A 25068-nucleotide genomic window follows, 5' to 3' on the forward strand; every position below is an offset into this window, starting at 1 on the left:
CTCAATCTGCCCCTACGGTGCCGGTCTCTTCCGCTGCCCCGATGCTGCCTGCCGCCGATTCTCCTGTCTGGCCCGCCGAGGTTCCTGCTCCTGCGTCAGTCCCCGCTGCCCCGCCTGCGGTCTCTCCTGTCCCGGCCGCGGCATCCGTGCCGGCTGTCTCTTCCTCGCCGTACACGATCCCCAGGTCGTCGGCGATGCTCTGGATCTCCTGCTTTAATTCCGCTTCTCTGCTGCTCTTCTCTGAACCCGGGATAGAGGTATCTTTATCCAGTTGATCCAGTTCCTGCATATACGCGTACAGCAGCAGCTGGTCGTCGGACATCTGCATTGCCAGCTCTTCCGCCTCGGCGACCTCCAGCCTGCCCAGATGGATCCAGTAGTCCAGCACCGTCTCATTCGCCTGATAAGTGATCTTGCTGAGGATCGCTTCCTTGTCCGCCGTGCTGAATGTATCCACCGCCTGACCCTGGATATAGGCTGTGGCCAGGATATATTTCTGCGGGCGGTCCATATCCTCCGCGGAGAACTCCCGCAGGGAGTCGATAACACCGATGTAATCTCTCTGGAGGTAGGCGTCATTGGCCGCCGCGATCTTATCCTGCCGCGGCATATACCAGGCAAAACTGTACACGCACGCAGCCGCCAGCGCCGCCAGAGCGACGGCAGAGATGACTGCGTACACGGTGAGCGCCCGGTGCGTCTTTCGGTCCACTCTCATGGTCGTGTCCTGCTCTTTCTTGCGGGCGGTCTCGTACAGTTCCACCAGAAGTTTTTTCTCTTCCTCCAGAGTTTCCGGCTTCATCAGTTTTACGAATTCATCTTTTTTCTTCAGGATCTGGGCGCCCCCGGAGAGATAATCCCCGTAAGGCCTGGACCCATCCATAATATATCCGATCAGCGCCTGATACATGTTCAGGAACTGCTGCTTTCTTTCGTCATTTCCGGCAGATACGATATCTCTTTTCATCACTTTTACCTTGCCCAGCCTGTCATAATACAGGTTGTCCGGCTGAAGGGAAAATTCAAACTGCATATAGAGGCTTTCCAGCTCTGCCGCCTGCATCAGTACTTCCATCTTCCGGATCCGGCTCTCTTTTTTCAGCTGCTCGGCCGGCATCATGTCAGCCGTATCAAATTTCATACAGAGCGTCTCTTTCTCTTCCTCGATCTCACAGGGAAGCATCAGAGGATTCTCCTGTTCCAGCCTCCGGTAGTCATAGATCGTCTTTGCGGCCATATCCGCCTTCTGCACCCGGATCTCCACGGACGCTTTCGTCTCTTCTGCCGCCGGCGCTGCTGTCATGTTGCTTTCTGTATTTTTTTCTTTTCTCATCTGTTTCCCTCACTCTCTTCCTGTTTCTGTTTTTCCAGGCCTTACCGGCCCGGCTCCCCGGTAGTTGTCTTTTTATTTCCCGGATATCCATTTCCCGGATACTTGTTTTCCGAATACTCATTTTCCGGATATTTGTCTTCCGGCTCCTGCCTTCTCTGCCATCAGCTGACGCGCAGGATATCTCCTTCGTATATATTCCCCTGGCGGAAGGTAAGCATGGGGTTTACATAGCGCTTCTGCCGCAGGGAATAGACTTTCAGCTGGATGGCGGGACGCAGGGCCGGAAACCGCCCGTTCTCCACCAGGATCCGGTATACTTCCTGGATCCGCTGCTCCGGTTTTACGACCACATCAAGCTTTCTTTTATCTTCCATAATCGTAAGCGTCATTTTGGATCTCCTTTCTCTTCTTTTTCCTGTGTCTCTGGTAAAGGAGCAGTACTGCCAGGAACACCGCCGCCATGACCTCGACGGCCAGAAGCGCGCCTCCTCCGTATCCGCCTGAACGGGCAGACGCATTTGTGTTTGCCAGAGGCTCTTCCACCGTGAAGATCTGCTCCCGGATCTCGCCCAGCTCTTCCGCCTCTTTGTCTGTGTGGGGCTCGAATACCTGCTGTCGGATCTCCTTCAGCTCCTCCTCTTCTTCCTGCTCCGCGTCCTGGATCTTATCCTCAATATCCGGGTGAAAGACGGGCATGCCGTACAGGTCGCTGATGGGGACCTGATCACTCTGATTTCCTTCCAGCACGCCCGGGTCGAGCGTAATGTCACTGCTGTCCGGCATCTGTTTCACCTCCTCATATCGTTCCGTACTTATATTATTCGGTACTCATACCTGTTCTGTGTCCCGGGGATTCTGTTCCCGGGTAATGGAAGGGGGAAGTACCTTCCATACTTCCCCTTATGAAGTCTTATCCTCTGTTGGCTGCGCCTGCGGCCTGGTCGAAGTCCGCATACTGCTGAGCGTTGGTCACAACGCCCTGTCCGATGTCGCTGATAAGGTCTCTCATAGCGTCAAAGCTGGGCGCCATCTCTGCCACTCTGGCCGCGAATCCTTCGTAACCGCTTCCTTCCCAGAGTTCCGGAAGCTGATTGTTCACCACGTCGTTCAGATAGTTCTGAAGTGTTGTCACATCCTCTACGTGACTTGCGATCTCCTGCCCTCTGGCGATGACATCCTCTGTGTTCATTCTGATACCCATACTCATTTCCTCCTTTTCCGGCTCCGGTCTCCCCGGATGCCTGTAAGTATTTGTATATATTTGCAATGCTGCCAGGCAGCTTATTGCCCTTCTTTTGTCTTCCTGCTGTTCCGGAACAGTAAGATCAGCAGGATCAGCACCAGGATCCCGACGATGAGATAGACGATCTCCCACGGGAACCCGCCGTCTTCCTGCTCTGAGGCCTGACCGGATGTGGTCTGAGCCTCTGCGGCCCGGCTCTCATCGGAAGTATCCAGAAGCTTGACCGGACTTGCGATAAACTGGTAGGTCTGTGTGGATTCGGCACTCCCCAGCCTGGTATAGGGAAGCTTCTTCGAGAAAGCATCCAATATGTTCTGATTCTGCCAGCTGGTATCCGCCTTGATATCCTTGGCCTCATCCAGTCCTCCGGTAACAGCCGCGTCAGAGCTTTCTTTTGTCTCGTTGATGTACTCCTGCAGGGAGCTGACATTCTCCTGAGCGGCTCGGAACACGTTGTTGGCGTAATCCATATAGACCATATTGTTCTCGGTCAGATCCGCCTGCAGGTCCTGATTGTTGGCCGTCATGTCCGCAATGTTCTCTGTGATAAACTGGGAGTTGATCTCGGGACTGAATTCTGACATCTCCTCATTGTACGCGGCCACGCCGGCTTTTTCATCTTCATTTCTCTGGATGAAGGTCTCTTTGGCTTCCGCGGCGTTGGCCTCGATGGGATCGATATACTGCGTCTTCACCAGATCGCGGACGGACTGGATATCCAGCTCATTGCAGGCTGCCAGATCCTCGATCATCTGCTCCAGCTCTTCATCCTCCTGATCGATCAGAGAGGAGACGCTCACCGGCTGGCCCTTGTCGTCGCGGATGATATTTCCCTCATCATCATAAAGCCAGTCTTTCACTTCCTCGATGCTGTAAGCGGCGGTATCCGTACTGTTCACTCCATCCCTGATATAGGAGGCAAAAGCCCCGGTCTCTCCGGAATACTGGATGTACTTCCCATCCGGGAGCTCCACTTGACCCGTCCCGTACTTATCCAGGAAATCTGCCGCTGACAGATAGCCCAGCGCCTGTGCCTCGTCGTCCCACTGGGAAAGAACGGTCTTTACCGAACTGTTGACGTCGTAATTCATCATATATGGCTGTCCGTCTCCCGCTCCGGGCGAAGATTCTCCGATGTTGACCGAAACCAGGATCGTTTCTTTTGTGTTCTCTGCCTGTGCCAGGGACACCGTGATCTGTTTTAATAACTCCTCCTGAGCGCTCTGCGTGCCGTCGTCCGCCATGGTAAACACAAGTGACGGCGCCGCCGCTCCTTCCGCGGATCCGGCGAGCGTCACTGTATAACCGTCTGTACCGTTCCCGGTCACGGTCAGTTCCGGTATGGCGGAAGCCGCGGCGCTTAAAACTTTGCCAAGTTCTTCTTTCAGCCTTTCCTGGAGCTGGCTGTTGTAGATCTCGTTGGACTTGTTCCACCGGTCTTTTATGTATTGATAGTCGTCTCTCACCGTCTGGAGCTGACGGCACAGTTCGTCCTTATCCGGCGCCCCTTCCACGTAGTCCTCCAGTGACTTTGTCAGCGCTTCATCGGCTTTGCCGGCGATGGACTCTCCCTGGTCGTCCACAGTCAGATCGATCGCCGCCACCTGCTCGGACAGGCTGGTCAGCACATCGGAAAGCTGGATTCCGGACTCCTGCATGGTCTGGATCTGTTCCTGTATCTGCGTCACACAGAGCATGTATTGATCGTCAATGCTCTGGGACAGCTGGGCGTTCTTCTCTGTATATGGCGTGATGTCCAGCGTCTCTGTTGTGTTTTCTTCCTGCACAAGCTCGGGCACCGGCACCAGGGCCACCAGATCATAGGCCTGTATCCTGTCAATGGCGTCCTTGTCTGTCAGATCATTTGCCATGACGGTGACAGCCCCGTCCTGCGCGTCGTGGAATTCCTGAAGGATATTGCTCAGGTACATGTAGCTCAGATTGTCATTCAGCGTGTTCGCGAAGCTGACGACTTTGTAGAGAAGTTCATACTGGGTCTCCCCGGTATAGTTCTGATTTACGGCGTACTCCAGAAATGAAGCCTGGGGAGCGTCATTGATGCTCTCCACACTCTTAGAAAATGTCGCCGGAATAATGATGTACGCTCCGTACTGTCCCGACTCGAATCCGCTTCTGGCCTCCTCCAGAGAGGAATACTCGAAATCCGGATCCGGAAATTCGGACAGGCTCTCGGCATAATTGACATTGGTATCTCCTGACGCGGTCCCTTCGTCAAGGTTTACTACCGCGACGATCGTGGATTCTGTCTGATGAGCGGTCAGTTTTGTTTTCTTTTCTGCCGCTCCCGCTCCCAGGAATCTCCCGAGAAGGAATCCCGCCGCTGCAATCACCAGCATTGCAATCAGGATAAAAATTATGGAAGTTCTTCTGTTTTTCTTCATGTTCATCCCCCCTGTAATTATTTAATTTTCTCCTGGATCTCCTTTCAAAAGCAAAAATTCCCTGGGTACGGGTGTCTTACAAGCCGTATCCAAGGAATCTTCACCACATGTCAATTTTACCATAAATTTTCTATTCTATCAACAAATATTTGGTAAAATTATCCTTTTAATCCGCTTTTTGATCCGCCAATCTCAGTCCGCGGCTTTCTTCCGGATGAGTTCTTTTCCTGAAGTTACCACGATGGTCACGCCAAGGATCATCAGCAGAACCGCGACGATCAACTGCAGGCCTTCCACCATAAACACGCCGGTTCCCGCCGAGAAGGCTTTGACAAGAGAGACGAACCTCTGTACCAGAGCCGAGAATGTCACGATCAGCATGATCACGAACGGCGGCACCAGTGTCTTCATCGTTCTGCCGGTCACTTTCAGGAATACGCACAGAGTAATCAGCACGAGCGCGCTCAGCAGCTGGTTGGCGCTTCCGAACAGGGGCCAGATATTGGAATACCCCACCTGTGTCAGGATATAGCCGAACACCAGGGTGATCACTGTGGCGAAATATTTGTTGCACAGGACTTTCCTCCAGCCTTCCGCGTGTTCCATGTCATCCACGCTGAAAAGCTCCTGGAAGGACATACGGCCGATCCGGGCCACAGAATCCAGGGTTGTAAACGCCAGAGCGGACACACACATGGTCATGAAGCTCTGAGCCACATAGACCGGGATCCCGAACATTTCCAGAAAGCCCGCCACACCGGATGAAAAGACCTGGAAGGGAGTTCCCGCCATGGCTGTTCCGTCAGCGCCGGCCACGGCTCCCGCCACGCACAGGGCCACCACGGCCAGAAGACTTTCCAGGACCATGGCTCCGTATCCTACCTTCAGCATATCTTTCTCATTGGAGATGGTCTTGGAGGATGTCCCGGACGACACCAGGCTGTGGAAGCCGGATACCGCGCCGCAGGCCACCGTCACGAACAGGATCGGGAAAAGGGTTCCCAGACTCTCGTTCTGGAATCCGGTAAAGGCCGGAAGATTCATGGCCGGATGGGCAAAGATCAGTCCCAGCACCGCTCCCGCGATCATTCCCACGAACATAAAGGTAGACATATAATCTCTGGGCTGCATCACGAACCACATGGGCAGCACTGCCGCCAGGAAAATGTAAATGAACGCGATGTACACCCACATGTCCTTGCCCAGGATCACCGGGAAATTCATACCGAACACGAAGGCCAGTACAGTGCATACCAACCCGAACACGACTTCTTTCCAGCCCGTAAATTTCATTTTATGCTGCACCACTCCGAACACAACGGCAAACAAGATGAAGAACAAAGAGATGCTTCCCGCCGCTCCGTTTACCGTCGCGTTTTCAGCCAGGGTCTGGACGCCGTCTGTCACTACATAGGCGTTGAAGGTGTCCGCCACCATATCGGCGAAGGCAGCGATCACGATCAGGCAGAACAGCCAGCAGAATCCAAGGAAGAGCTTTCTGCCTGCTTTCCCGATGTATTTCTCGATCAGAAGTCCCATGGACTTTCCGTCATTTTTCACACTGGCGTACAGCGCTCCAAAATCTGTCACTGCTCCGAAGAAGATCCCTCCCAGGATGATCCACAGAAGGACCGGCAGCCATCCGAACGCCGCCGCCTGGATCGCTCCGGTGACAGGACCCGCGCCCGCGATGGAGGAAAACTGATGGGCGAATACGGTCCATCCGTCCGTGGGCACATAATCCTGTCCGTCATTGTGGAGCACTGCAGGAGTCTTCGCTTTCGGGTCAATTCCCCATTTTTTCGCCAGCCAGCGTCCGTACAGCGCGTATGCCGCGATCAGGCACACTGCGGCGATCAGTACGATTACTAATGTGTTCATAATTCTCTACTCTCCTTTGCTGTATAACTGAATTTTATCCTTTGACTGGAATGCCTTCGGCATCCCGGAACGCAAAAGAGCCAAAAAAGAAAACGCCTTCTGACAGAGTACTCTGTCAGAAGACTTGTCCTGTTTTCAACCTTGGCTTTTTACGATTCTATTCTATTATAACGCGGATTTTCAGATTGTCAACAAGAAATTAGAACGCACTCTGTTTTTTAACATCAGGCAGAAGGCTGCCCTCCCTGTATCTGCAGCAGTTTGCCCTTCAGCTCCTGCTCCATGTTCCGAAGCTCCGCTTCTGCCGCCTGGCGTTTCTCTCTGCCTTCTCTCTGGATCGTCATAACTTCATCCAGGGTGGAGATCAGGGATTCATTCGTAGCCTTTAATGTCTCGATGTCTACGATGCCTCTCTCGGATGCTTTCGCCGTCTCCAGAGTGGACATCTTCAGCTTCTCGGCATTCTTCTTCAAAAGCTCGTTGGTCATGTCCGTCACCTGACGCTGCGCTTCCGCCGCCTGAGCGGAATGTTCCACGCCCAGCGCCAGTACCATCTGGCTCTTCCACAGAGGGATCGTATTCACGATCGTGGACTGGATCTTCTCCACCATCTGGGTATCGTTGTTCTGCACAAGCCGGATCTGCGGCGCGGTCTGTATGGAAATCATCCGGGTCAGCTCCAGATCGTGGACCTTCTTCTCAAAACGGTTACACATGGCATCCAGATCTCGGGCGGCCTGAGCGTCTTCCGGCAGTCCGGATATCTGCGCCTTTTCTGTCAGTTCCTTCAGCCGGGTGTTCCTGACTTCCGCCAGCTTTTTCTTGCCAGCCAGAATGTACATGGACAGTTCCTTGAAATAGGTCAGATTCAGTTCATACATCTTGTCCAGCAGAGCCGTGTCCTTCATAAGCTGGACCTGATGTTTCTCCAGCACCTTCACAATCTCATTGACATTGGTTTCCGCCTTGGCATATTTTGCCTTCATGGATTCGATCTTGTTGGACGCCTTTTTGAAAATACCGAGGAACCCTTTCTCCTCCTCTTCGTCAAAGCTCTTCAGCTCCGTCACCACGCTGGAGAGAAGCTGTCCTACCTCTCCCAGATCTTTTGACCTGACATTGTCCAGGGCAGACTCGGAGAAATCCGCCATTTTCTTCTGGGTCCCCGCCCCGTACTGGAGGACCAGCGTGGAGTTGGTCAGGTCGATCTGCTGCGCGAAAGCATCCACCATCCTGCGCTCTTCCTCTGTGAGTATACTGTCGTCCAGTTCCGGATCCTGCTGCTCTGCCGCCGGAACCTTCTTCTCCTCCTGCGTCTGGAACGGATCCAGCGTCAGTGTGGGCGCTGTGCTCATATCCTGAAAATCGTTGCTCATTGTATCTCCCTCCGTTTCTGCTTCTTTTCATGCTGATATCTCAGCCGTCTTCTGTCTTTTTATCTGTCTTTTCCATCCCGGCCTGCTTTCAGAGCGTCCTCTGTCAGACCCTCCTGGGCCAGCATGGTCTCCAAAACAGAAATGTCCGATGATACATCCCAGGCCGTATCCTGGAACAGATCATCCAACAGCTTCTCAAACGCCGTGTTCAGCGTGTCCAGGGTCTTCTCGATCTCCCTCTTGGAAGAAATAATGTTTTCTCCCTGCACAGGTTGGCTGTCCAGTTCCTCATACGCGTCCAAAAGCTTGATGGTCATGGGCAGGTAATACTCCATCAGTCTGTGGATGTCATCTACTGTGTCCGGCTTCTGCTCCACCCGGTCGAAAATACGGTCCACCAGCATCTCCATCCGGGAGATCTTGGCCGAGATCTCCTCTCCCGGGATGGCGTCGTTGGCCTCCCGGATCTTCCGCACATAGTCATCTCCTGCCTGGATCACCTTCTGGACTTCCGGTGGCAGCTTTTCGTATTCCTGGCGGGTCCGTTCCCTGGCCGCCTCCTGCTCTGCCTTCTGCCTGCGCATCCGGTCCATCAGCTTCCGGTACTGATCCCATGCTCCGGCGCTGACCATCAGACAGGTCTCCTGTTCGTCCAGATGGCCCTGACAGAACCACCCCTTCCGGATCATCTTACGCAGGTCTTTGACCACATCCCTGGCACTGCGTCCCGTCCTCTGGGCCAGCTCCCGGATGTCACAGTACTCTCTCCCCTGAAGGATTTTTACATACCTCCGAAACCTTCCCGCGCTGCACGCCAGAGCAGTACCGGCTCCCGCCATCACGGCAAACACGGCCGTCAGCACGCCGAACACACCGGCTCCCACCGCGGCGATCCGTCCTCCCGGACCCAGAACGCCCAGCAGAAGGAGCAGAGTAAGGACAAGAGATCCCGCTCCCAAAACAAATCCGGCCACTGCCAGCAAGAGTCCTCCCGCGATGGAGGATATCCCGCTTTGATAGAGCCGTTGCCCTTTTGGCCTGGACATCCCGGCGTCAGACGCGCGATATGACTGATAAGTCTGTCCCTGGTTCCACGGTCCGCTGTTCGGGCCTCCCGGTCCGTTCTGCCCCGGGCGTTCCCGGTACCAGCCGCCGTTTTTCAGCCCTCTGGACACCTGGTCCATGGCACGTCCGATGGTGTCTGAGACGGTCTGGTTAAGCCTGCTGTAATCCCGGGAATCCACCGCGTTCTGGATGGTCCTTCGGATCTCATCCCCGAACCGTTCCCATTCGTTGTTTATCATGAACTGCCTCCTTAAAAAGCTTGACCTGAAACTTCTTTTATATCATAATCAGTTTATCTGCTGGCAGTGGAAAAGTCAAGAATACGAAAAGGAGATCAGGATATGGACAGAACAAAATACAAAAGGCCGGACATAGCGTCTCTTCTGGTGTATGAAGACAGTCAGATCATCGTCTGTCACAAGCCTGCGGGCATTGCCACTCAGACCTCTCATGTCGGTTCTTTCGACCTGGTCAGTCTCCTGAAAAATTATCTGGCCTCGTCCTCCCGGTCCGGCACAAAGCCGGCATCCGGTCCGTCTGCTCCTTATCTGGCCGTCATCCACCGTCTGGATCAGCCGGTGGAAGGACTCCTTGTATTCGCGAAAACTCCTGCGGCGGCCAGAGAGCTGAACCGCCAGCTTGCCACCTCCGGTTTCGGAAAATATTACCGTGCTTTGGTAAATGGAATCCCGTCTCCTTTGCAGGGTACTCTTGAGGACTATCTCGTAAGTGACGGGCGCGCCAATATCACCCGGGTCTGCAAAAAGGACACACCCGGGGCCAAATTCGCCCGGCTCTCTTATAAAGTGATTGAAAGCAGGGACGGGCTCTCTCTTGTGGATATTGTTCTGGATACCGGGCGCCGGCACCAGATCCGGATACAGATGGCCCATCTGGGCTGTCCTCTCGCAGGCGACCGGAAGTACGGAGTCTGTGAACCCGCGGACAGAGAAAACGCAGAGCCTCTCCGGCTCTGCGCGTATAAACTTACGTTTTATCATCCAAAGGATAAAAGAAAAATGTGTTTTGAGTTAAATATCTCCGAGCTGCCCGGATGGGATATCCTCTGAACTTTTGTTCCGGATACCCTACCCCGTCTTTTCCGTCCCGGCCCATCTGTCTACCCATTTGCTGCATGTGGTGATGGTCGGCGCCATAATCGGCCCGACGGCCACCATTCCTATGATGGTTCCGACGAAAACTACTCCGCCCAGCAGGAATCCTCCTATGACCATGATAACGTCAAAGATGATCCTTTCCCATTTCAGAGGGATATTTGTCTTTGCCGAGATGGTCTGGTTTAAAGCGTCTGAGGGACCGATACCGAATTCTGCTGACTGATAGAAGCCCAGTCCCACACCCAGCGCCAGCGTTCCGGCCAGGATCACCACGACCCGCACTGCCATCCCCGGAGCGTCTCCCATGCCCCTCTCCAGCAGCGCGATAAAGAAATCGCTGAAATATCCCAGAGTGAACGTATACAGTACAGTGCCTACATTGATCAGCCTCCGGTTAAAGATCAGAATGATCACAAAACACACGATATTGAACGCGTTCATGGCTGTTCCGAAACTGATCCCGAACACATTGGACAGTCCCTGCACAAAGGCGGTGACCGGATCACTTCCCAGATTGGCCGTCACATAGCCGGCCGCCCCGAATCCTACGATCACCACACCGATCATAATGACGATGCAGCGCACCAGGATGCTCCGCGGGGTATATTTTCCTTTCGTCACAGGTGTCTTCCCTTCTGCCATAGGTATCTTCCCTTCTTTCATCGTTTTCCAAGCATTGTATCAACGAACCCGTCGATGAAACGCCGCCCGTCCAGCCAGGTGGCAATACGTGAATTTTTCGGTTTTCCCTGCCCGGTCTTCAGGATCTGGCTTCCGAAATAGGCCACAGTCTGTCCCCGGGAAAGGGTTCCTTCCAGTTCGATGTCGATATAGACGGGATCTGTATATTTACACAGGTCTTCTTCCACAGTCAGCGCCAGCGTGATGGCGTCATCCATGGGGAATCCGCCCAGGCGGAAATATTCCCTCCAGATGTCCACATAGATCGGGAATTTGTCCGCGATATATTCAACCACCTTGCCGGAGCCGAAATTTTCAAGGTCCGCGATATGGTCCCTGGTAAACATGCCGCAGGCAAAGTTATTGTCCTCGCAGATGTCCAGCGGCACAACCGTGATCGGCACGCCGGAATTAAAAGTGATCTTTGCCGCCTCCGGGTCTGCCCAGATGTTGTACTCTGTAACCGGAGTGATATTACCCGGCGTATTGAAGCAGCCTCCCATCACATACAGATGTTTGATCTTTCCTGCGATCCCCGGATCTTTCTGAAGAGCCAGGCCGATATTGGTAAGAGGGCCTGTAACCACCAGCTTGATCTCGCCCGGCCGCTCATTGAACATCCGGATGAGATAATCGCAGGCCTCCGTTTCTTCCGGCTCTCTTGCCGGCCGCTTCGCCGGAGTATTGAACTTGTCCAGCCGGTCCCCGAACTTCCAGCGCAGCTCATCATCAAAATGTACCGGAGAATCCAGATCGTCAGCTGCCACCGGGTTCATTGGTCCCTGGGAGCCTTTATAGACCGGGGTCTTCATATCTCCCGCCACTTCCAGTACGTTCAGGGCCACCCATGATGCCTGTTCAATGCTGCCGCTGGCCCCGCAGGAAGTTGTGATCCCTAAAAGATTGATTTCGCTGTGCAGAGCGCCGTAAAGTACCGCCAGTATATCATCGCCTGCCGCGTCGATATCCAGTATCACATCAGTCATAATAGCACCTCCTACGATCTATTCCTTCTCTCTTAACTGCATGAATTCTACACGGATGCCGTCCGGATCGATCAGCTGCACCCACGGCGCGAACTCATGCTCGATCACGGGGCTGACAAACTCCACGCCCTGTGCCTTCAACGTGTCTGTAAATTTGTAGATATCCTCCACGATCAGCGCGATGTGCGCGGCTCCGATCTGATTCGCGGCCACGCATGTATCAGAGCCTTTTCCCTCGTTATACTGGATAAACTCCAGCATGCATCCGTATCCCACCATCTGGACCGGCTCGATGGCACATCCGGGGAATCCCATCCCCAGCGCGCATTCCTCAGGAGTCTCCACCCAGTGGTCGTAGAATTCAAATCCGAGTTTTTCGTAGAACTCCTGCGTTGCTTTAATATCCTTTACTGTAAATCCAATATGATGCAGATATTTGATTCCTAAATTTTCTGCCATTTGTCCTCTCCTTTCTGTTCTGTCCCTCCCAAGCGGTCAGTCCTTCGGTACGATCGAAGGAACATAGGACTCCAGATCCTCTTTTTCACCTTTGCGTTTTTTCCTCAGTCCATAGATCACAAGCGCTGCAATGGTAGCCACATAGGGCAGCATATTAAGGATCTGGATCGGCATGTTTTCTGACTGGAGACGGATGGCCGCTCCTTCTGCCGTTCCGAAGATCATTGCCGCGATGGCGGTTCCGCCGATACGGCCGTTTCCAAAGATGGTCGCTGCCAGAGCGATGAAGCCGCGGTCTGATGTCATGTTGTGACTGTACAGACCCAGCGTCGAGATCGACAGGAACGCTCCGCCGATACCGGCCGTAAATCCGCTGATAAGCAGTGTGGATATCCGGACTTTTACAGCCGGGATACCCGCGGCGATCGCCGCGTCCTCATTCTCGCCTACCGCCCGGACCCAGTATCCGTATCTGGTCTTTTCCATCACATACCGGAAGATAAATACCAGTACAATGGTGATAAAGAACAGGATGCTCTGTCCGTTCAGCGCGGGTCCGATGATCGGTATTTTTTCCAGCAGCGGAATTTCCACGGTTGGAAGTGTGGGCATTCCCTTGGGTTTATATGTTCCGGGTTCATTGAACCATACCGTCATCAGAAGCAGTGTCAGACCTGACGCAAAGAGATTCAGCCCGATCCCTCCTATGATCTTGTCGCAGTCCAGACGGAACACCATCAGAGCGAAGATAAATGCTACGAGGACCGAACACCCGATTCCTCCAAGCAGACCGATCCACGCGCTTTTAGCCTGAAATCCGATCACCATGGAAAAGAACGCGGATATGAGCATCATACCTTCCATACCGATATTGGTGGTACGGGATTTCTCCGCGTAGGCTCCTCCGATCGCTGTGGCGAGGATCGGAGTCATCGTGCCCAGCGCTGTTGCCAAAAATAATTCCAGTTCTCTCACGTCGTCCTCTCCCCTTTCCGCAATTTCTTAAATTTAAGCGCTTTCGGCCATTTCAGCTGACTGGTAACCAGCATGACCACAATACCCTGAATGAGCGATACCAGCGCAAACGGAACGTCTGTATTCATCTGCATCGTCGTCGCGCCGTTCATAAGGGTTCCGTAGAAGACCGCTGAGACCAGCACTCCGACAGGATGAAGGCCTCCGATCAGGGCTACTGTGATCCCCAGCATGCCGTATCCCGGTGAAAATCCTGAAATAAAACGGTACTCGATACCCATCGTCACCAGAGCTCCCGCCAGACCCGCGAGCGCGCCGCTGGCAAGCATGGAGGAAAAAAGCACTCTCCGGTCATTGATCCCGACGGTCTGGGAGAATAACGGATTCATACCCACCATTCTCACCTTCAGGCCGCCTTTGGTACGATAAAAATAGATATAAATGATCACGATCAGGATCAACGCTATAATGATCCCTGTATTGATCTTTGTCCCCTGGATCAGCTGAGGAAGCCTCAGAGACCTGTCCAGACGTACAGTCTCCGGAGCGCCTGAATCCGGATTTCTCAAAACTCCGTTGACCAGGTACGCGGTCAGATAGATCGCGATATTTGAAGACATCAGTGTGGTCACGATCTCATTGATCCCCAGCGATACTTTCAGCATTGCCGGGATCAGGACCCAAAGAGCGCCGACCAGTGCCCCTCCTGCCAGAGACAATATGATCGTCACGATCGGAGGAAGCGGGCTGTAGATCGCGATCACTGCCGCCGTCATCGACCCCAGATAAAGCTGTCCCTCGCCGCCCATGTTAAAGGCTCCGGCCTTAAACCCGATCATGGAAGCCAGACCGGTCACCATCAGGATGGTAGCGATAGAAAGCATGTTCCCCAGATTATAAATATTTGTAAAGGAACTGAAGACAAAGGAAGTAAATGCGGTCATCGGCTGTTTGGAGATCAGCGCGATAGCTATGATGGCTACGATAAAACTGAGGATCACCGCGCTGACCTGTCGGGACGAATTCTTCCATATGTATTTTACTTTTTTAATCATCTTTTCTTTCATCATGCACACCTAACATATATGGTCCTATTGTTCTTTCATCCGGCATTTCTCCGGTGAACTCTTTCATCAGTCTGCCATCATACAGTACCATCACGCGGTCTGACAGCTCCAGGATCTCACCCAGTTCCATGGAGATCAGCAGGATGGCGACCCCTTCCTCGCGCAGTTTATTCAGCTGGTCATGAACGAACTCGATCGCTCCGATGTCCAGACCTCTGGTCGGCTCTGCCGCTATTACTACTTTGGGTTCACGTGACAGCTCTCTCGCAAGCACGACTTTCTGGATATTTCCGCCGGACAGACGCCGTATGATCGTGCCCGGATACGCGTCCCTGACATCATACTGCTGGATCAGCTGTTTTGTCCTGTCGGTTACTTTTTTACGGTTGAGGAAGAATTTCCCCAGTGAATCATCGTCCAAAAGACCTGCCGCCACATTGTCTACAATATTGGAATAGCGGCTGATCCCCCGCACCATTCTGTCTTCCGGTATGAGCACAACTCCGTTCTTCCGGTACGCGGACACCGGCCGTCCGGTCATATTCTTTCCGCACACATCCAGCTCTCCGCTGTCCGGCTTCTGGATGCCGGTGACAAGATTGATCAGTTCTGACTGCCCGTTTCCGGCAACACCAGCGATCCCCAGGATCTCTCCGGCGCGCACCTGGAAACTGAAGTCTTTCAGCATGGGAACCCCGCGGGTATCCGAAGCGGTCAGATGTCTGCCTTCCAGCATCACAGCTCCTGTAATATCGACCGGTACTCTCTTCTTGACCGGCCTCGGTTCCTTTCCGATCATCAGGGTCGCCAGCTCATGCTGTGTAAATGTACCCCGCATGTGGGTAGATATTTTCTTGCCGCGGCGGATGATCACTACACGGTCCGCGATCTGCACGACTTCGTTCAGACGGTGCGTGATCAGGATCACTGACATCCCGTCGGCTGTCAGCCGCCGAATAACTGAGAAGAGCTTGTCTACTTCATTCGCGGTCAGCACTGCCGTCGGCTCATCCAGGATCAGGATCTTAACTTCCTTGGACAGCGCCCGCAGGATCTCCACTCTCTGCCGCAGCCCTACGGACAGGTCAGAGACCCGGTCCGTAGGATTGATCTGCAGCCCGTAACGTTCAGACAGCTGCGATACGATTTCATTTTGTTTCTTCTCATTGACCCGGCGAAGCTTCTCCGTCTCTTCGTGCCCGAGAAATACATTCTCCGCCACGGTAAAAGACGGGATCAGCTTAAAATGCTGATGGACCATTCCAATGCCGTGGTCCTGCGCCTGCCGGGGATTTTCAAACTTCACCGGTTTACCTTCAATAATGATCTCGCCTTCTTCAGGGATCAGCATCCCGAACAGACAGTTCATCAGCGTAGATTTCCCGGCGCCGTTCTCTCCACAGATAGCAAGCACTTCTCCCGGCATCAGTTCCAGGTCAATGTGATCAACTGCGACTTTTTCATTAAAACGTTTTACTATGCCCTTAAATTCCGCGATCGGCTGTTTTGTGGCATTCTTATTTTCTAAACTCATGTCCATCATCATCCATTAATTATTCGTCAAAGTAAGAAGCTGGTGTAATTTCTCCGGAAGCGATCTTTTCCTTGATGTCTTCGATCTGCTGACGGAACTCTTCCGGTACCATTTCTTCATCCATTTCCAGATTCATTCCTCCGTTGCTTACATCTCCCATGATCGTCACGCCGGCTTCAAGTTTTCCTTCTTTTGCCTGTTTTACTGCGTCAAATACGGTCTGGTCTACTGCCTTGATCACGCTGGCCGGAATATAGCCTTCCTGCAGGTGGTTCTGATTACTGTCGCTTCCCAGTCCATAACGTCCGGACTCTGCCGCTGCTTTTAAAACACCCAGACCTGCCGGTCCCGCGCACTGATATACAACGTCTGCCCCGTCGTTGATGGCTGCCATCGCGGTGTCATATCCTTTCTGGGGGTCTGTAAAGCTTCCTGCAAAACGGCTGTCAACTGTGATGTTCGGATCGATATATTTTGCTCCGTCTTCAAATCCTGCCATAAAGTCACGGCCTACCGGGATATCCTCGCCTCCTACGATCGCTACTGTGTTGCTGCCTGTCGCGTTGGGGAACTGATCCGGGTTCTTTGTGATAAGAGCCGCCAGAGCTCCTGCCAGGAACGCGCCTTCATTCTGCTTGTAGCTGATTCCGGTAACATTGTCGCCATTGGACTCTGCGTCAAAGATCAGGAACGGTTTGTCCGGGAAGTCCGGAGCGATCTCTTCCAGTGTTGTTGCCACTACAGTACCACCTGTGACCACAAGGTCAACATCCGGATTCTGTGCCGCTTCTCTTAAGTTACGGTCCCATGCCTGCGGATCATCTGTAGATGCCGGGATTACCTTTACTTCACAGTCCAGTTCTTCCTGCGCCCACTCAAGTCCTCTGTTTGCGGAGTCCATGAAGCTTTCATCGCCAAGTTCTCCTGAAAGCGGCGCGTAAACTACAAACTTGTCATCCCCGCCGGAGCTTTCCCCGGAATCCGCTTCGTCATTCGAACCGCCGCATCCGACGAACAGAGCCATACACAAAAGAACCGTCAAAACTAAACTGATGATACGATAAGACTTCTTCATAATATTCCTTCCTTTCTTTTTTTCAGTAAATTTTCCTCTTGCGCAACCGCAGTTTTCTGAATAAAACTGCCGTTTTCAATATCCGGTATATGAGGTTGGTTTTTGCTCCATTCCCCGAGAAAATCGTTCACCTCCTTAAATGTAGGGATGGAAGGAGACGCTCCTTTTCGTGATACGGCTATTGCCGAGGCCATAGAAGCATTTTTTAATATTTCTTCTATGGAACGCCCCTGGGATAAACCTGCCAGGAAATAACCGCAGAAAGTATCTCCCGCCGCGGTTGTATCCATGACCGGAACTTTATAGATCCCGCACTCCAGCTGCCGTCTGTGATCCCGGTAGATCACACCGTCCTCTCCTACCGTCAGCACAGAAACAGAATTTGGATAAGCTGCTGACATGGCATCGAGGATCGCCTCATATTCCTTTTCTCCTGTAAGGGCTTTTCCCTCCAACTCATTGAGAATAAAAAAATCGACAAGCCCCAGCGGATATTTAAACAGGTCAGGTGTAATGGGCGAAGGATTAAAAGCTACTTTCATTCCTTTCTCATGAGCTTTCAGAATCGCGTATCCTACATTGCTGACCTCATTCTGCAATAACAGAAGGTCCCCCTGGTCAAAATGTCCCAGTACCTCATCGATATAGGCCTGATCTACAGCGCCGTTCGCGCCGGCATAGACAATAATACTGTTCTGGCCTGTATCGTCCACCTGGATAACAGCATGGCCGCTTGGCCCTTTTACCTGTCTTAGATAATCCAGATGCACCTTCTCTTCTTCCAACAGGGAGATCAGACCTTCCCCGTCGGTTCCGACCGCGCCGGCATGATAGACTTCTCCGCCTGCCCGCGCGATGGCAATTGACTGATTAAAACCTTTCCCTCCCAAAAAGATTCCAAATTTTTCAGCAGAGATAGTTTCTCCCGCGGCGACAAATTTATGTACATTATAGACGCGGTCAATATTCAGAGAACCCAAATTTAATATTTTCACAATTCTTCTCCTTATAACAAAGGCGCCACGCTGTCCCGCACAATTAATTCCGGCGTAAATACATAACTGCTCTGCTCCGGTTTCGTTTCTTCCCTGATCAGCCTCACCAGAGTCTCCACCGCACATTCTCCCATCTCGGCTACCGGCTGCCGGACCGTAGTCAGCGCCGGCTGGATCAGCTCACTGAAGAAAACGTCGTCAAATCCCACGACCGACAGATCTTTCGGGATCGACAGGTTCCTTCTTCGCGCTTCGCGATAAAGTCCATAGGCCATAATGTCATTAAAGACAAAGACTGCTGTGACTTTTTTCCCGAGAAAATATTCCAGTGCCTGCTCCTCACTTCCCGCCTGATAATTTCCTTCATAAACAAGACTGCTGTCAAAGGAAATGCCCGCCTCCGCAAACGCCCGTTTGCATCCGGCAAGACGTTCCTGGGAAGATTCCAGATCATGAGGACCGGTAAAGCATCCGATCCGGGTGTGCCCTGATGCGAGTAAATAGTTCGCTGCCAGATATCCTCCACGGAAATGGTCCAATACAACAGAGCAGATGCTGCTGTCTTCTACTACCCGGTCTACCGCTACGATCGGTGTTGTCCGTTCTTTAAAAAAACGGGTAACTTCCTTATTATTTCGGAAGTCCAGAGCTGTAGATTTCGCATAGATGATCCCGTCTACTCTTCGGTCCACAAACATCTCCAGGTATTCAAGATCACGCTGCGGATTATTGTCAGAATTCCCGTAGATCAAATTGTATCCGGCACGATGGGCCGCCACTTCGATCGCTTTAGAAATGTCAGCGAAAAAAATATTGCTGTTGTCAGGAATAACCAGCCCCAGAACATTGGTCTTTTTCGTGATCATACTCACTGCCAGCTGATTCGGGCGGTACCCCAGCTCAGTCGCTGCCTTCCACACCTTATCCCGGGTTGTCTGCGGTATACTTACTTTCTTATTGTTCAGTACGAGGGACACGGTTGCGATCGAATACCCGCATCTCTCCGCGACATCTTTAATAGTAGTTCTCATTGATTACTCCTTAAATTTTTATTAAAACGTTTTAATATGTGTTGATATAAGTATATATCATTATCAGAATTTAGTCAATAGTTTTATATTTTTCTTTTATAATTAAAATTTTTTAGTTATTTTTTATATGTATTTTTTCCGTATTGTTTGCGTTTTTCTGTATTATGGTGTTTTTATTTAAAAATTTTACCTGTTTTTTATGCAATTTGGAAAATACTGCAAAAAGGGGACAGGCACTTTTTAAAAAGTGCCTGTCCCCTTTTTTGACTGTTTTCAGAATATTCAAATTTCATCTACAACTTCCGGTTCTTCCTCTTCAAGCGACTGCTCGTATTTTTCAAGTATACTTGTCTGGATCTTTTCTCTTGTTCCGGAATTGATCGGATGAGCCACATCTCTGTACTCGCCATCCAGTGACTTTTTGCTCGGCATGGCGATAAACATTCCTTTTTCCCCTTCTATCACCTTGATATCGTGAACTACGAATTCTCCGTCGATCGTGATCGATACCACCGCCTTCAGTTTCCCCTCTTTCGCGACTTTGCGCACACGTACATCTGTGATCTGCATACTCTCAGTTCTCCTTTCCTCTTCCAGCCGCTTTTCCCCGCAGCATGATAGTACTTAAAATACGGTCATAATGCATACCGTTCGTTTTTCTCTACAACTACTTTCACTCCATTCTCTCCCACATGCCGTGTATTTGCTCTGATCGTGTCACGGCTTTCAACGATGCAGTTCTCAATGTAGGTATTATCCCCCAGATACACATCATTCAGTATAATGGAATTCTTGATCACGCAGTTGTTTCCCGCGAATACCTTCTTAAAGATGATGGAATTCTCTATCGTTCCGTTGATAATACTTCCGCTCCCCACAAGGCTGTTCTTGACAACAGCGCCAGGATTATATTTTGCCGGCGGCTGATCGCTCACCTTGGAATAAATACTGGGAAGCTCACGGAAGAAGTAATTCCTCACTTCCGGTTTCAGGAAATCCATATTCGTCCGGTAATATGCATCTACCGTTGAAATGTTGCTCCAGTAGCTGTTTATTTTATAACCGTAGATCCGCTTAAGATTCTTATAGCGAATCAGAATATCGGTTACAAAATCGTGTCTCTCATCCTCCGCGCAGTGTTCCACAAGGTCGATCAACTGCCGCCTGCGGATCACATAGATCCCCGTCGATACGGTCTGAGAATGCGCCACCATCGGCTTTTCCTCAAACTCCTCGATCCGCGATGACTCGTTCATGCGGACTGTCCCGAACCGGGTGACATCCTCACCGGGTTCCATCTCTTTACATACCACGGTGATATCCGCTTTTTTCGCAATATGGTATTCAAGTACTTTATTGTAATCCAGCTTGTACACAGCGTCGCCGGATGTAATGATCACATATGGCTCATGGCATTTTCTCAGAAAATCCAGATTTTGGTAAATGGCGTCTGCCGTTCCTCTGTACCAGTATCCATTGTCAGCAGTGATCGTCGGCGTAAATACATAAAGTCCGCCCTGCTTCCTCCCGAAATCCCACCACTTGGAGGAATTCAGATGTTCATTAAGCGACCTTGCGTTGTACTGAGTCAGTACCGCCACTTTCTGGATATGAGAATTTGTCATGTTGCTGAGCGCAAAATCGATGGCGCGGTAACTCCCCGCAATGGGCATCGCCGCCACAGCGCGCTTCGCTGTCAGTTCATGCATCTTCCGGCTGTTTCCTCCAGCCAGGATAATCCCTACCGCTCTCATATCCTGTCACCTGCCTTTATCAATGTCTCACCGCTCTCCAGCACTCCGTCTCTGTAATCATCCGCGCTTGTCACTCCGCTGATGGCGGTATTCTTTCCGATCTGTACATTGGAGGGAATGACGGAGTTCTCACCGATGGTCGCCAGCCCGCCGCTGTAGATGTTCGGTTTTGTCTTGTTGGGCACGTCGCTGCCCACTCCGATCACCACGTTGTCCCCGATCACAGTATCTTCCGCGATGATCGCCTTGTCGATCACACAGTTCTCGCCGATGGTCACGCCCTGCATGATAATGGAATCACGCACAACGCTGCCTTTTCCAAGCGTAATGCTGCCGCCCAGAACTGAGCTGTGCACTTCTCCGCAGATCTCACAGCCGTTGCTGATGATGCACCGGTCTACCACTCCCTGCTCCGCGATATACTGAGGTGGAATATTCGCGCTGTTTGTGTAGATCTTCCAGAATTCCTCGTAAAGATTAAATTCCGGAATGATGTCGATCAGCTCCATGTTGGCCTCCCAGTAGGAGCTTAAGGTTCCCACATCCTTCCAGTAACCGTTGTACTCATAGGCGAACAGCCTGTCCCCCCTGTTATGGCAGTAAGGGATGATATGTTTGCCGAAATCGCAGTTCGGCTGATCAGAAAGCTTGATCAGCGCCTCTTTTAACACAGGCCAGCTGAAAATGTAGATCCCCATGGACGCCAGATTGCTGCTTGGCTTCTCCGGCTTTTCCTCAAATTCCCGGATCCGGTTGTCGCTGTCTGTCACAACGATGCCGAACCGGCTGGCTTCCTCCATGGGCACCGGCATGGCAGCGATCGTGATATCTGCCTTGTTCGCCTTATGAAAATCCAGCATCACTTCGTAATCCATCTTATAAATGTGGTCGCCGGATAGGATCAGCACATAGTCCGGATTATAAGTCTCCATATAGTTCAGGTTCTGATAGATGGCATTGGCCGTCCCCGTGTACCACTCACTGTTGGAGCTTTTCTCATAGGGCGGCAGGATGGACACCCCTCCAATGTTTCTGTCCAGATCCCACGGGATGCCGATCCCTATATGGGTGTTCAGACGCAGCGGCTGATACTGTGTCAGCACTCCCACGGTATCGATTCCCGAATTGATACAGTTGCTCAGCGGGAAATCAATGATACGGTACTTGCCGCCAAAAGCCACAGCAGGTTTTGCGACTTTTGCTGTAAGGACCCCCAGTCGACTGCCTTGTCCGCCCGCCAGCAGCATGGCAATCATTTCCTTTTTAAACATTGCGTCACCTCATTTCTAGTTAGATACCTTCATTATACCATATATTTATTTTTATCCAATAAAATTTTTACAATTTTTTCTTGAAATTTTTTTACTTTTTGTTAATTTCACACAAAAAGAACATCTTTCAATTTTAATCATATATAGTATAATATAGTAGATTGGAATATTTTATGACTGTAGTCTGCAAATTTTAAAAGGAAATATCAGAGAAGAAGAGAGGAAGACCATATGTATAAGATCGATTTTGACCACCCGATCCATGTCCACTTTATCGGGATCGGCGGCATCAGCATGAGCGGGCTGGCTGAAATTTTACTGAAAGAGGGATTTGCCGTGTCCGGTTCGGACTCGAAAGAATCCCCTCTGACGAAAAAACTCGTGTCCAGAGGCGCCCATATCACCTATGGCCAGAAAGCGGAAAACATCACACCGGGCATCGGCTGTGTCGTCTACACCGCAGCCATCAGCAGGAGCAATCCGGAACTGATCGAAGCCGTGGCACAGAAGATCCCCATGCTGACCCGGGCAGAACTGCTGGGCCAGCTTATGAAGAATTATGATACTCCCATCGCTGTATCTGGGACTCACGGCAAGACGACCACTACATCCATGATCTCCCACATCCTTCTGGAGGCGGATATGGACCCGACCATCTCGGTGGGCGGCATCCTCAAGGCCATCGGCGGCAATATCCGGGTGGGGAACTCCGGTGTCTTTATCACGGAAGCCTGTGAATACACGAACAGTTTCCTCCATTTCTTTCCGAAGATCAGCGTGATCCTTAATATAGAAGAGGATCATCTGGATTTCTTCAAAGATCTGGAGGATATCCGTCATTCATTCCACCAGTTCGCAGAGCTTCTGCCGGACGACGGAACGCTGGTCATTAACGGAGATATCAAAGACTATCCGGAAATCTACCGCGGGCTTTCCTGCAATGTAGTGACCTACGGCTCATCCCATGACTTTGACTACAGCGCTGATAAGCTCGCCTACGATGAAAAAGGACATGTCTCTTTTGACCTGATCCGGCACGGAGAACCTGCCGGCCGCATCTGTCTTTCTGTGACCGGCGACCACAATGTATCCAATGCTCTGTCCGCCATCGCTGTCGCGGATCTTTTGGATATTCCGATGGAAGTAACGCAGAAAGGTCTCCTCTCCTTCACAGGAACGGACCGGCGTTTTGAATATAAAGGGGAATTCAACGGGGTTACCGTAGTGGACGATTACGCCCACCATCCCACCGAGATCGAAGCCACCTTAAAAGCGGCCCAGCACTCCCCTCACAACAGTGTGTGGTGTGTATTCCAGCCTCACACCTATACCCGGACAAAAGCCTTCTTTCATGAGTTCGCGGAGGCACTTTCCCACGCGGATCACCTGGTCCTGGCTGACATCTATGCTGCCCGCGAAACAGATACCCTGGGGATCTCTTCCGCGGACCTGGCAGAAGAAACAGCAAAACTTGGGACAGACACTCACTACTTCCCCAGTTTTCAGGAGATCGAAGCGTTCCTGAAGACGAACTGCCGCCCCGGAGACCTCCTCATTACTATGGGCGCCGGAGACGTGGTGACCGTGGGTGAAGACCTTCTCCAATCCCTTTGATCACAGGGGATTCCGGAGTTATCCACAAGTTCTTAACAGAATTATCTACAAAAAAGCCGGACTTACCCACGAAAAAAAGCTTTTTAACCCGGGAATAAGGTGATATATTTATATGTGCCAAATAAAGGGATTGAAAGAAAGTGGGACCGAAATATGAAGACTTTAACATTAAAAACCAAATATCAGACAAACGCGACTCTGCTGCCGAACGATTTTATTGACAACTATATGGCAGACGCCAACGGCGAATTTGTGAAAGTCTATCTTTTTCTTCTCCGCCATCTGGATGATCCCTGTTCATCCATTACAGTCTCGACCATCGCAGACTGTCTGAACAATACAGAAAAAGACATCCTCCGCGCATTCCGCTACTGGGAATCCGCGGGACTTCTCAGGGTGGAAAAGGACTCCGAGGGAAAGGTCTGCGGACTTGAACTTCTGAAAACTTCTCAGAGGTCCGGGACAACCTCCAGGGATTCCATGCCGGCTCCTGCTTCAGAGGCAGAAACCGGCAGAGAGCCTTCCCGGCAGCAGAAGACCTCCGGCAAAGCGGTCCAGCTGGATACCTTCCGCGCTCAGAAGGAGATCAAATCTCTTCTCTTCATCGCGGAACAGTATCTGGGAAAAACGCTGACTCACACGGAGATGGAGACCATTACCTATTTTTATGACAATCTTCACATGTCCGCGGACCTGATCGAATACCTGATCGAGTCCTGCGTAGAAAACGGCCACAAAAGTATGCATTATATACGGAAGGTTGCTTTTTCCTGGGCGGAGAGCGGCATCGAGACCGTTCCTCAGGCAAAAGAGCGTTCCGCCCTCTACAGCCGGAGCTGCTATACCGTCCTCAACGCGTTCGGTATCAAAAACCGGGGGCCTGCGCCCTCAGAGATCGAATATATCAATAAATGGGCAGATGAATATGGATTTTCTTCCGATATCATAGAGGAAGCATGCCGGCGTACCATCACTTCCACCCATCAGCCCAGTTTTGAATACGCGGATTCTATCCTGACCAGATGGCATGAGAAAAATATCCGCCACCTTAAGGATGTGTCCATACTTGATGAGGCCCATCAGAAAGAACGTTCTTCGGCAAAATCTTCCCTCAAATCCAGGCCCGCCGCAAGAAATCTGAACAATTTTGAACGCCGCAGCTATGATATGGATTCCCTTGAGGAACAGTTGTTGAACAGCAATTAGAA

General features: G+C 51.6%; 23 protein-coding genes. 3 read left to right on the plus strand and 20 right to left on the minus strand.

From position 1 onward, the window contains the following. Position 1: 1 nt before the first annotated feature. The 8 genes from BQ7367_RS03020 to BQ7367_RS03055 form a co-directional block, all read right to left on the minus strand. On the minus strand, positions 2-1333 hold the full coding sequence (locus BQ7367_RS03020) for a type VII secretion protein EssB/YukC (RefSeq protein WP_072524160.1): 1332 nt from the start codon (positions 1331-1333) through the stop codon (positions 2-4). A gap of 161 nt (positions 1334-1494) precedes the next feature. Next, positions 1495-1722, minus strand: coding sequence for a hypothetical protein (locus BQ7367_RS03025; protein WP_072524161.1), 228 nt, complete (start codon positions 1720-1722; stop codon positions 1495-1497). Further along, the gene (locus BQ7367_RS03030) at positions 1697-2116 is read right to left on the minus strand and encodes a type VII secretion EssA family protein (protein ID WP_072524162.1); all 420 of its coding nucleotides are present in this window, start codon (positions 2114-2116) and stop codon (positions 1697-1699) included. The genes BQ7367_RS03025 and BQ7367_RS03030 overlap by 26 nt, the downstream gene beginning before the upstream one ends. A 127-nt stretch (positions 2117-2243) precedes the next feature. Continuing rightward, positions 2244-2534: a WXG100 family type VII secretion target gene (locus tag BQ7367_RS03035; RefSeq protein WP_072524163.1), complete on the minus strand. Its 291-nt coding sequence runs from the start codon at positions 2532-2534 to the stop codon at positions 2244-2246. Between the two features lie 80 nt (positions 2535-2614). Beyond that, the gene (locus BQ7367_RS03040) at positions 2615-4978 is read right to left on the minus strand and encodes a YhgE/Pip domain-containing protein (protein ID WP_143142953.1); all 2364 of its coding nucleotides are present in this window, start codon (positions 4976-4978) and stop codon (positions 2615-2617) included. 192 nt (positions 4979-5170) lie between these two features. Beyond that, positions 5171-6859 carry a carbon starvation CstA family protein gene (locus BQ7367_RS03045; RefSeq protein WP_072524165.1) on the minus strand — a complete coding sequence of 563 codons (1689 nt, stop codon included), beginning with the start codon at positions 6857-6859 and terminating at the stop codon, positions 5171-5173. Between the two features lie 224 nt (positions 6860-7083). Continuing rightward, on the minus strand, positions 7084-8235 hold the full coding sequence (locus BQ7367_RS03050) for a toxic anion resistance protein (protein WP_072524166.1): 1152 nt from the start codon (positions 8233-8235) through the stop codon (positions 7084-7086). Positions 8236-8294: 59 nt separating this feature from the next. Further along, a complete protein-coding gene (locus tag BQ7367_RS03055; RefSeq protein ID WP_072524167.1) occupies positions 8295-9539 on the minus strand; it encodes a 5-bromo-4-chloroindolyl phosphate hydrolysis family protein in 1245 nt (414 codons plus the stop codon). Positions 9540-9641: 102 nt separating this feature from the next. On the opposite strand from BQ7367_RS03055, the gene BQ7367_RS03060 reads away from it, so the two are divergent. Then, complete coding sequence (locus tag BQ7367_RS03060) at positions 9642-10370, plus strand: RluA family pseudouridine synthase (protein ID WP_072524168.1); 729 nt, start codon at positions 9642-9644, stop codon at positions 10368-10370. Between the two features lie 18 nt (positions 10371-10388). Here BQ7367_RS03060 and BQ7367_RS03065 read toward each other — a convergent pair whose 3' ends face one another. From BQ7367_RS03065 to BQ7367_RS03120, 12 genes are all read right to left on the minus strand, one after another. After that, positions 10389-11060 carry a YczE/YyaS/YitT family protein gene (locus tag BQ7367_RS03065; protein WP_159431620.1) on the minus strand — a complete coding sequence of 224 codons (672 nt, stop codon included), beginning with the start codon at positions 11058-11060 and terminating at the stop codon, positions 10389-10391. Positions 11061-11077: 17 nt separating this feature from the next. Beyond that, the gene (locus BQ7367_RS03070; protein WP_072524170.1) at positions 11078-12085 is read right to left on the minus strand and encodes a nucleoside hydrolase; all 1008 of its coding nucleotides are present in this window, start codon (positions 12083-12085) and stop codon (positions 11078-11080) included. 18 nt (positions 12086-12103) lie between these two features. Further along, positions 12104-12544 carry a VOC family protein gene (locus tag BQ7367_RS03075; protein ID WP_072524171.1) on the minus strand — a complete coding sequence of 147 codons (441 nt, stop codon included), beginning with the start codon at positions 12542-12544 and terminating at the stop codon, positions 12104-12106. A 36-nt stretch (positions 12545-12580) separates the two neighbouring features. Next, positions 12581-13519 carry an ABC transporter permease gene (locus tag BQ7367_RS03080; RefSeq protein WP_072524172.1) on the minus strand — a complete coding sequence of 313 codons (939 nt, stop codon included), beginning with the start codon at positions 13517-13519 and terminating at the stop codon, positions 12581-12583. Next, on the minus strand, positions 13516-14586 hold the full coding sequence (locus BQ7367_RS03085) for an ABC transporter permease (protein WP_072524173.1): 1071 nt from the start codon (positions 14584-14586) through the stop codon (positions 13516-13518). The genes BQ7367_RS03080 and BQ7367_RS03085 overlap by 4 nt, the downstream gene beginning before the upstream one ends. Continuing rightward, complete coding sequence (locus tag BQ7367_RS03090) at positions 14567-16120, minus strand: ABC transporter ATP-binding protein (protein ID WP_159431621.1); 1554 nt, start codon at positions 16118-16120, stop codon at positions 14567-14569. The genes BQ7367_RS03085 and BQ7367_RS03090 overlap by 20 nt, the downstream gene beginning before the upstream one ends. A gap of 19 nt (positions 16121-16139) precedes the next feature. Next, the gene (locus tag BQ7367_RS03095; RefSeq protein WP_072524174.1) at positions 16140-17195 is read right to left on the minus strand and encodes a BMP family lipoprotein; all 1056 of its coding nucleotides are present in this window, start codon (positions 17193-17195) and stop codon (positions 16140-16142) included. Continuing rightward, a complete protein-coding gene (locus BQ7367_RS03100; protein ID WP_072524175.1) occupies positions 17192-18190 on the minus strand; it encodes a ribokinase in 999 nt (332 codons plus the stop codon). The genes BQ7367_RS03095 and BQ7367_RS03100 overlap by 4 nt, the downstream gene beginning before the upstream one ends. An 11-nt stretch (positions 18191-18201) precedes the next feature. Further along, on the minus strand, positions 18202-19221 hold the full coding sequence (locus tag BQ7367_RS03105) for a LacI family DNA-binding transcriptional regulator (RefSeq protein ID WP_072524176.1): 1020 nt from the start codon (positions 19219-19221) through the stop codon (positions 18202-18204). 282 nt (positions 19222-19503) lie between these two features. Then, positions 19504-19791 (minus strand): septation regulator SpoVG, encoded by a 288-nt coding sequence (gene spoVG / locus BQ7367_RS03110; RefSeq protein ID WP_072524177.1) that lies wholly within the window; start codon positions 19789-19791, stop codon positions 19504-19506. Between the two features lie 65 nt (positions 19792-19856). Next, complete coding sequence (gene glgD, locus BQ7367_RS03115) at positions 19857-20975, minus strand: glucose-1-phosphate adenylyltransferase subunit GlgD (protein ID WP_072524178.1); 1119 nt, start codon at positions 20973-20975, stop codon at positions 19857-19859. After that, positions 20972-22246, minus strand: coding sequence for a glucose-1-phosphate adenylyltransferase (locus BQ7367_RS03120; RefSeq protein ID WP_072524179.1), 1275 nt, complete (start codon positions 22244-22246; stop codon positions 20972-20974). Before BQ7367_RS03120 ends, glgD begins: the two co-directional genes overlap by 4 nt. Positions 22247-22477: 231 nt before the next feature. Here BQ7367_RS03120 and murC point away from each other — a divergent pair, with 231 nt between their 5' ends. Further along, a complete protein-coding gene (gene murC / locus BQ7367_RS03125) occupies positions 22478-23860 on the plus strand; it encodes a UDP-N-acetylmuramate--L-alanine ligase (protein WP_072524180.1) in 1383 nt (460 codons plus the stop codon). Between the two features lie 153 nt (positions 23861-24013). Further along, positions 24014-25066 (plus strand): DnaD domain protein, encoded by a 1053-nt coding sequence (locus BQ7367_RS03130; protein ID WP_072524181.1) that lies wholly within the window; start codon positions 24014-24016, stop codon positions 25064-25066. The last annotated feature ends 2 nt before the right edge of the window (positions 25067-25068 follow it).

The organism is Clostridium sp. Marseille-P3244, from assembly GCF_900120155.1.
In the GTDB taxonomy this organism is placed as follows: Bacteria; Bacillota; Clostridia; order Lachnospirales; family Lachnospiraceae; genus Mediterraneibacter.

Bases quoted from the DNA above. Each gene is read 5' to 3' on its own strand.
- BQ7367_RS03130 (WP_072524181.1), top strand. From the start codon at position 24,014: ATGAAGACTTTAACATTAAAAACCAAATATCAGACAAACGCGACTCTG.
- BQ7367_RS03030 (WP_072524162.1), bottom strand. From the start codon at position 2,116: ATGCCGGACAGCAGTGACATTACGCTCGACCCGGGCGTGCTGGAAGGA.
- murC (WP_072524180.1), top strand. From the start codon at position 22,478: ATGTATAAGATCGATTTTGACCACCCGATCCATGTCCACTTTATCGGG.
- glgD (WP_072524178.1), bottom strand. From the start codon at position 20,975: ATGAGAGCGGTAGGGATTATCCTGGCTGGAGGAAACAGCCGGAAGATG.
- BQ7367_RS03070 (WP_072524170.1), bottom strand. From the start codon at position 12,085: ATGACTGATGTGATACTGGATATCGACGCGGCAGGCGATGATATACTG.
- BQ7367_RS03050 (WP_072524166.1), bottom strand. From the start codon at position 8,235: ATGAGCAACGATTTTCAGGATATGAGCACAGCGCCCACACTGACGCTG.
- BQ7367_RS03105 (WP_072524176.1), bottom strand. From the start codon at position 19,221: ATGAGAACTACTATTAAAGATGTCGCGGAGAGATGCGGGTATTCGATC.
- BQ7367_RS03025 (WP_072524161.1), bottom strand. From the start codon at position 1,722: ATGACGCTTACGATTATGGAAGATAAAAGAAAGCTTGATGTGGTCGTA.
- BQ7367_RS03045 (WP_072524165.1), bottom strand. From the start codon at position 6,859: ATGAACACATTAGTAATCGTACTGATCGCCGCAGTGTGCCTGATCGCG.
- BQ7367_RS03065 (WP_159431620.1), bottom strand. From the start codon at position 11,060: ATGGCAGAAGGGAAGACACCTGTGACGAAAGGAAAATATACCCCGCGG.
- BQ7367_RS03035 (WP_072524163.1), bottom strand. From the start codon at position 2,534: ATGGGTATCAGAATGAACACAGAGGATGTCATCGCCAGAGGGCAGGAG.
- BQ7367_RS03040 (WP_143142953.1), bottom strand. From the start codon at position 4,978: ATGAAGAAAAACAGAAGAACTTCCATAATTTTTATCCTGATTGCAATG.
- BQ7367_RS03055 (WP_072524167.1), bottom strand. From the start codon at position 9,539: ATGATAAACAACGAATGGGAACGGTTCGGGGATGAGATCCGAAGGACC.
- BQ7367_RS03085 (WP_072524173.1), bottom strand. From the start codon at position 14,586: ATGAAAGAAAAGATGATTAAAAAAGTAAAATACATATGGAAGAATTCG.
- BQ7367_RS03020 (WP_072524160.1), bottom strand. From the start codon at position 1,333: ATGAGAAAAGAAAAAAATACAGAAAGCAACATGACAGCAGCGCCGGCG.
- spoVG (WP_072524177.1), bottom strand. From the start codon at position 19,791: ATGCAGATCACAGATGTACGTGTGCGCAAAGTCGCGAAAGAGGGGAAA.
- BQ7367_RS03120 (WP_072524179.1), bottom strand. From the start codon at position 22,246: ATGTTTAAAAAGGAAATGATTGCCATGCTGCTGGCGGGCGGACAAGGC.
- BQ7367_RS03095 (WP_072524174.1), bottom strand. From the start codon at position 17,195: ATGAAGAAGTCTTATCGTATCATCAGTTTAGTTTTGACGGTTCTTTTG.
- BQ7367_RS03060 (WP_072524168.1), top strand. From the start codon at position 9,642: ATGGACAGAACAAAATACAAAAGGCCGGACATAGCGTCTCTTCTGGTG.
- BQ7367_RS03075 (WP_072524171.1), bottom strand. From the start codon at position 12,544: ATGGCAGAAAATTTAGGAATCAAATATCTGCATCATATTGGATTTACA.
- BQ7367_RS03090 (WP_159431621.1), bottom strand. From the start codon at position 16,120: ATGAGTTTAGAAAATAAGAATGCCACAAAACAGCCGATCGCGGAATTT.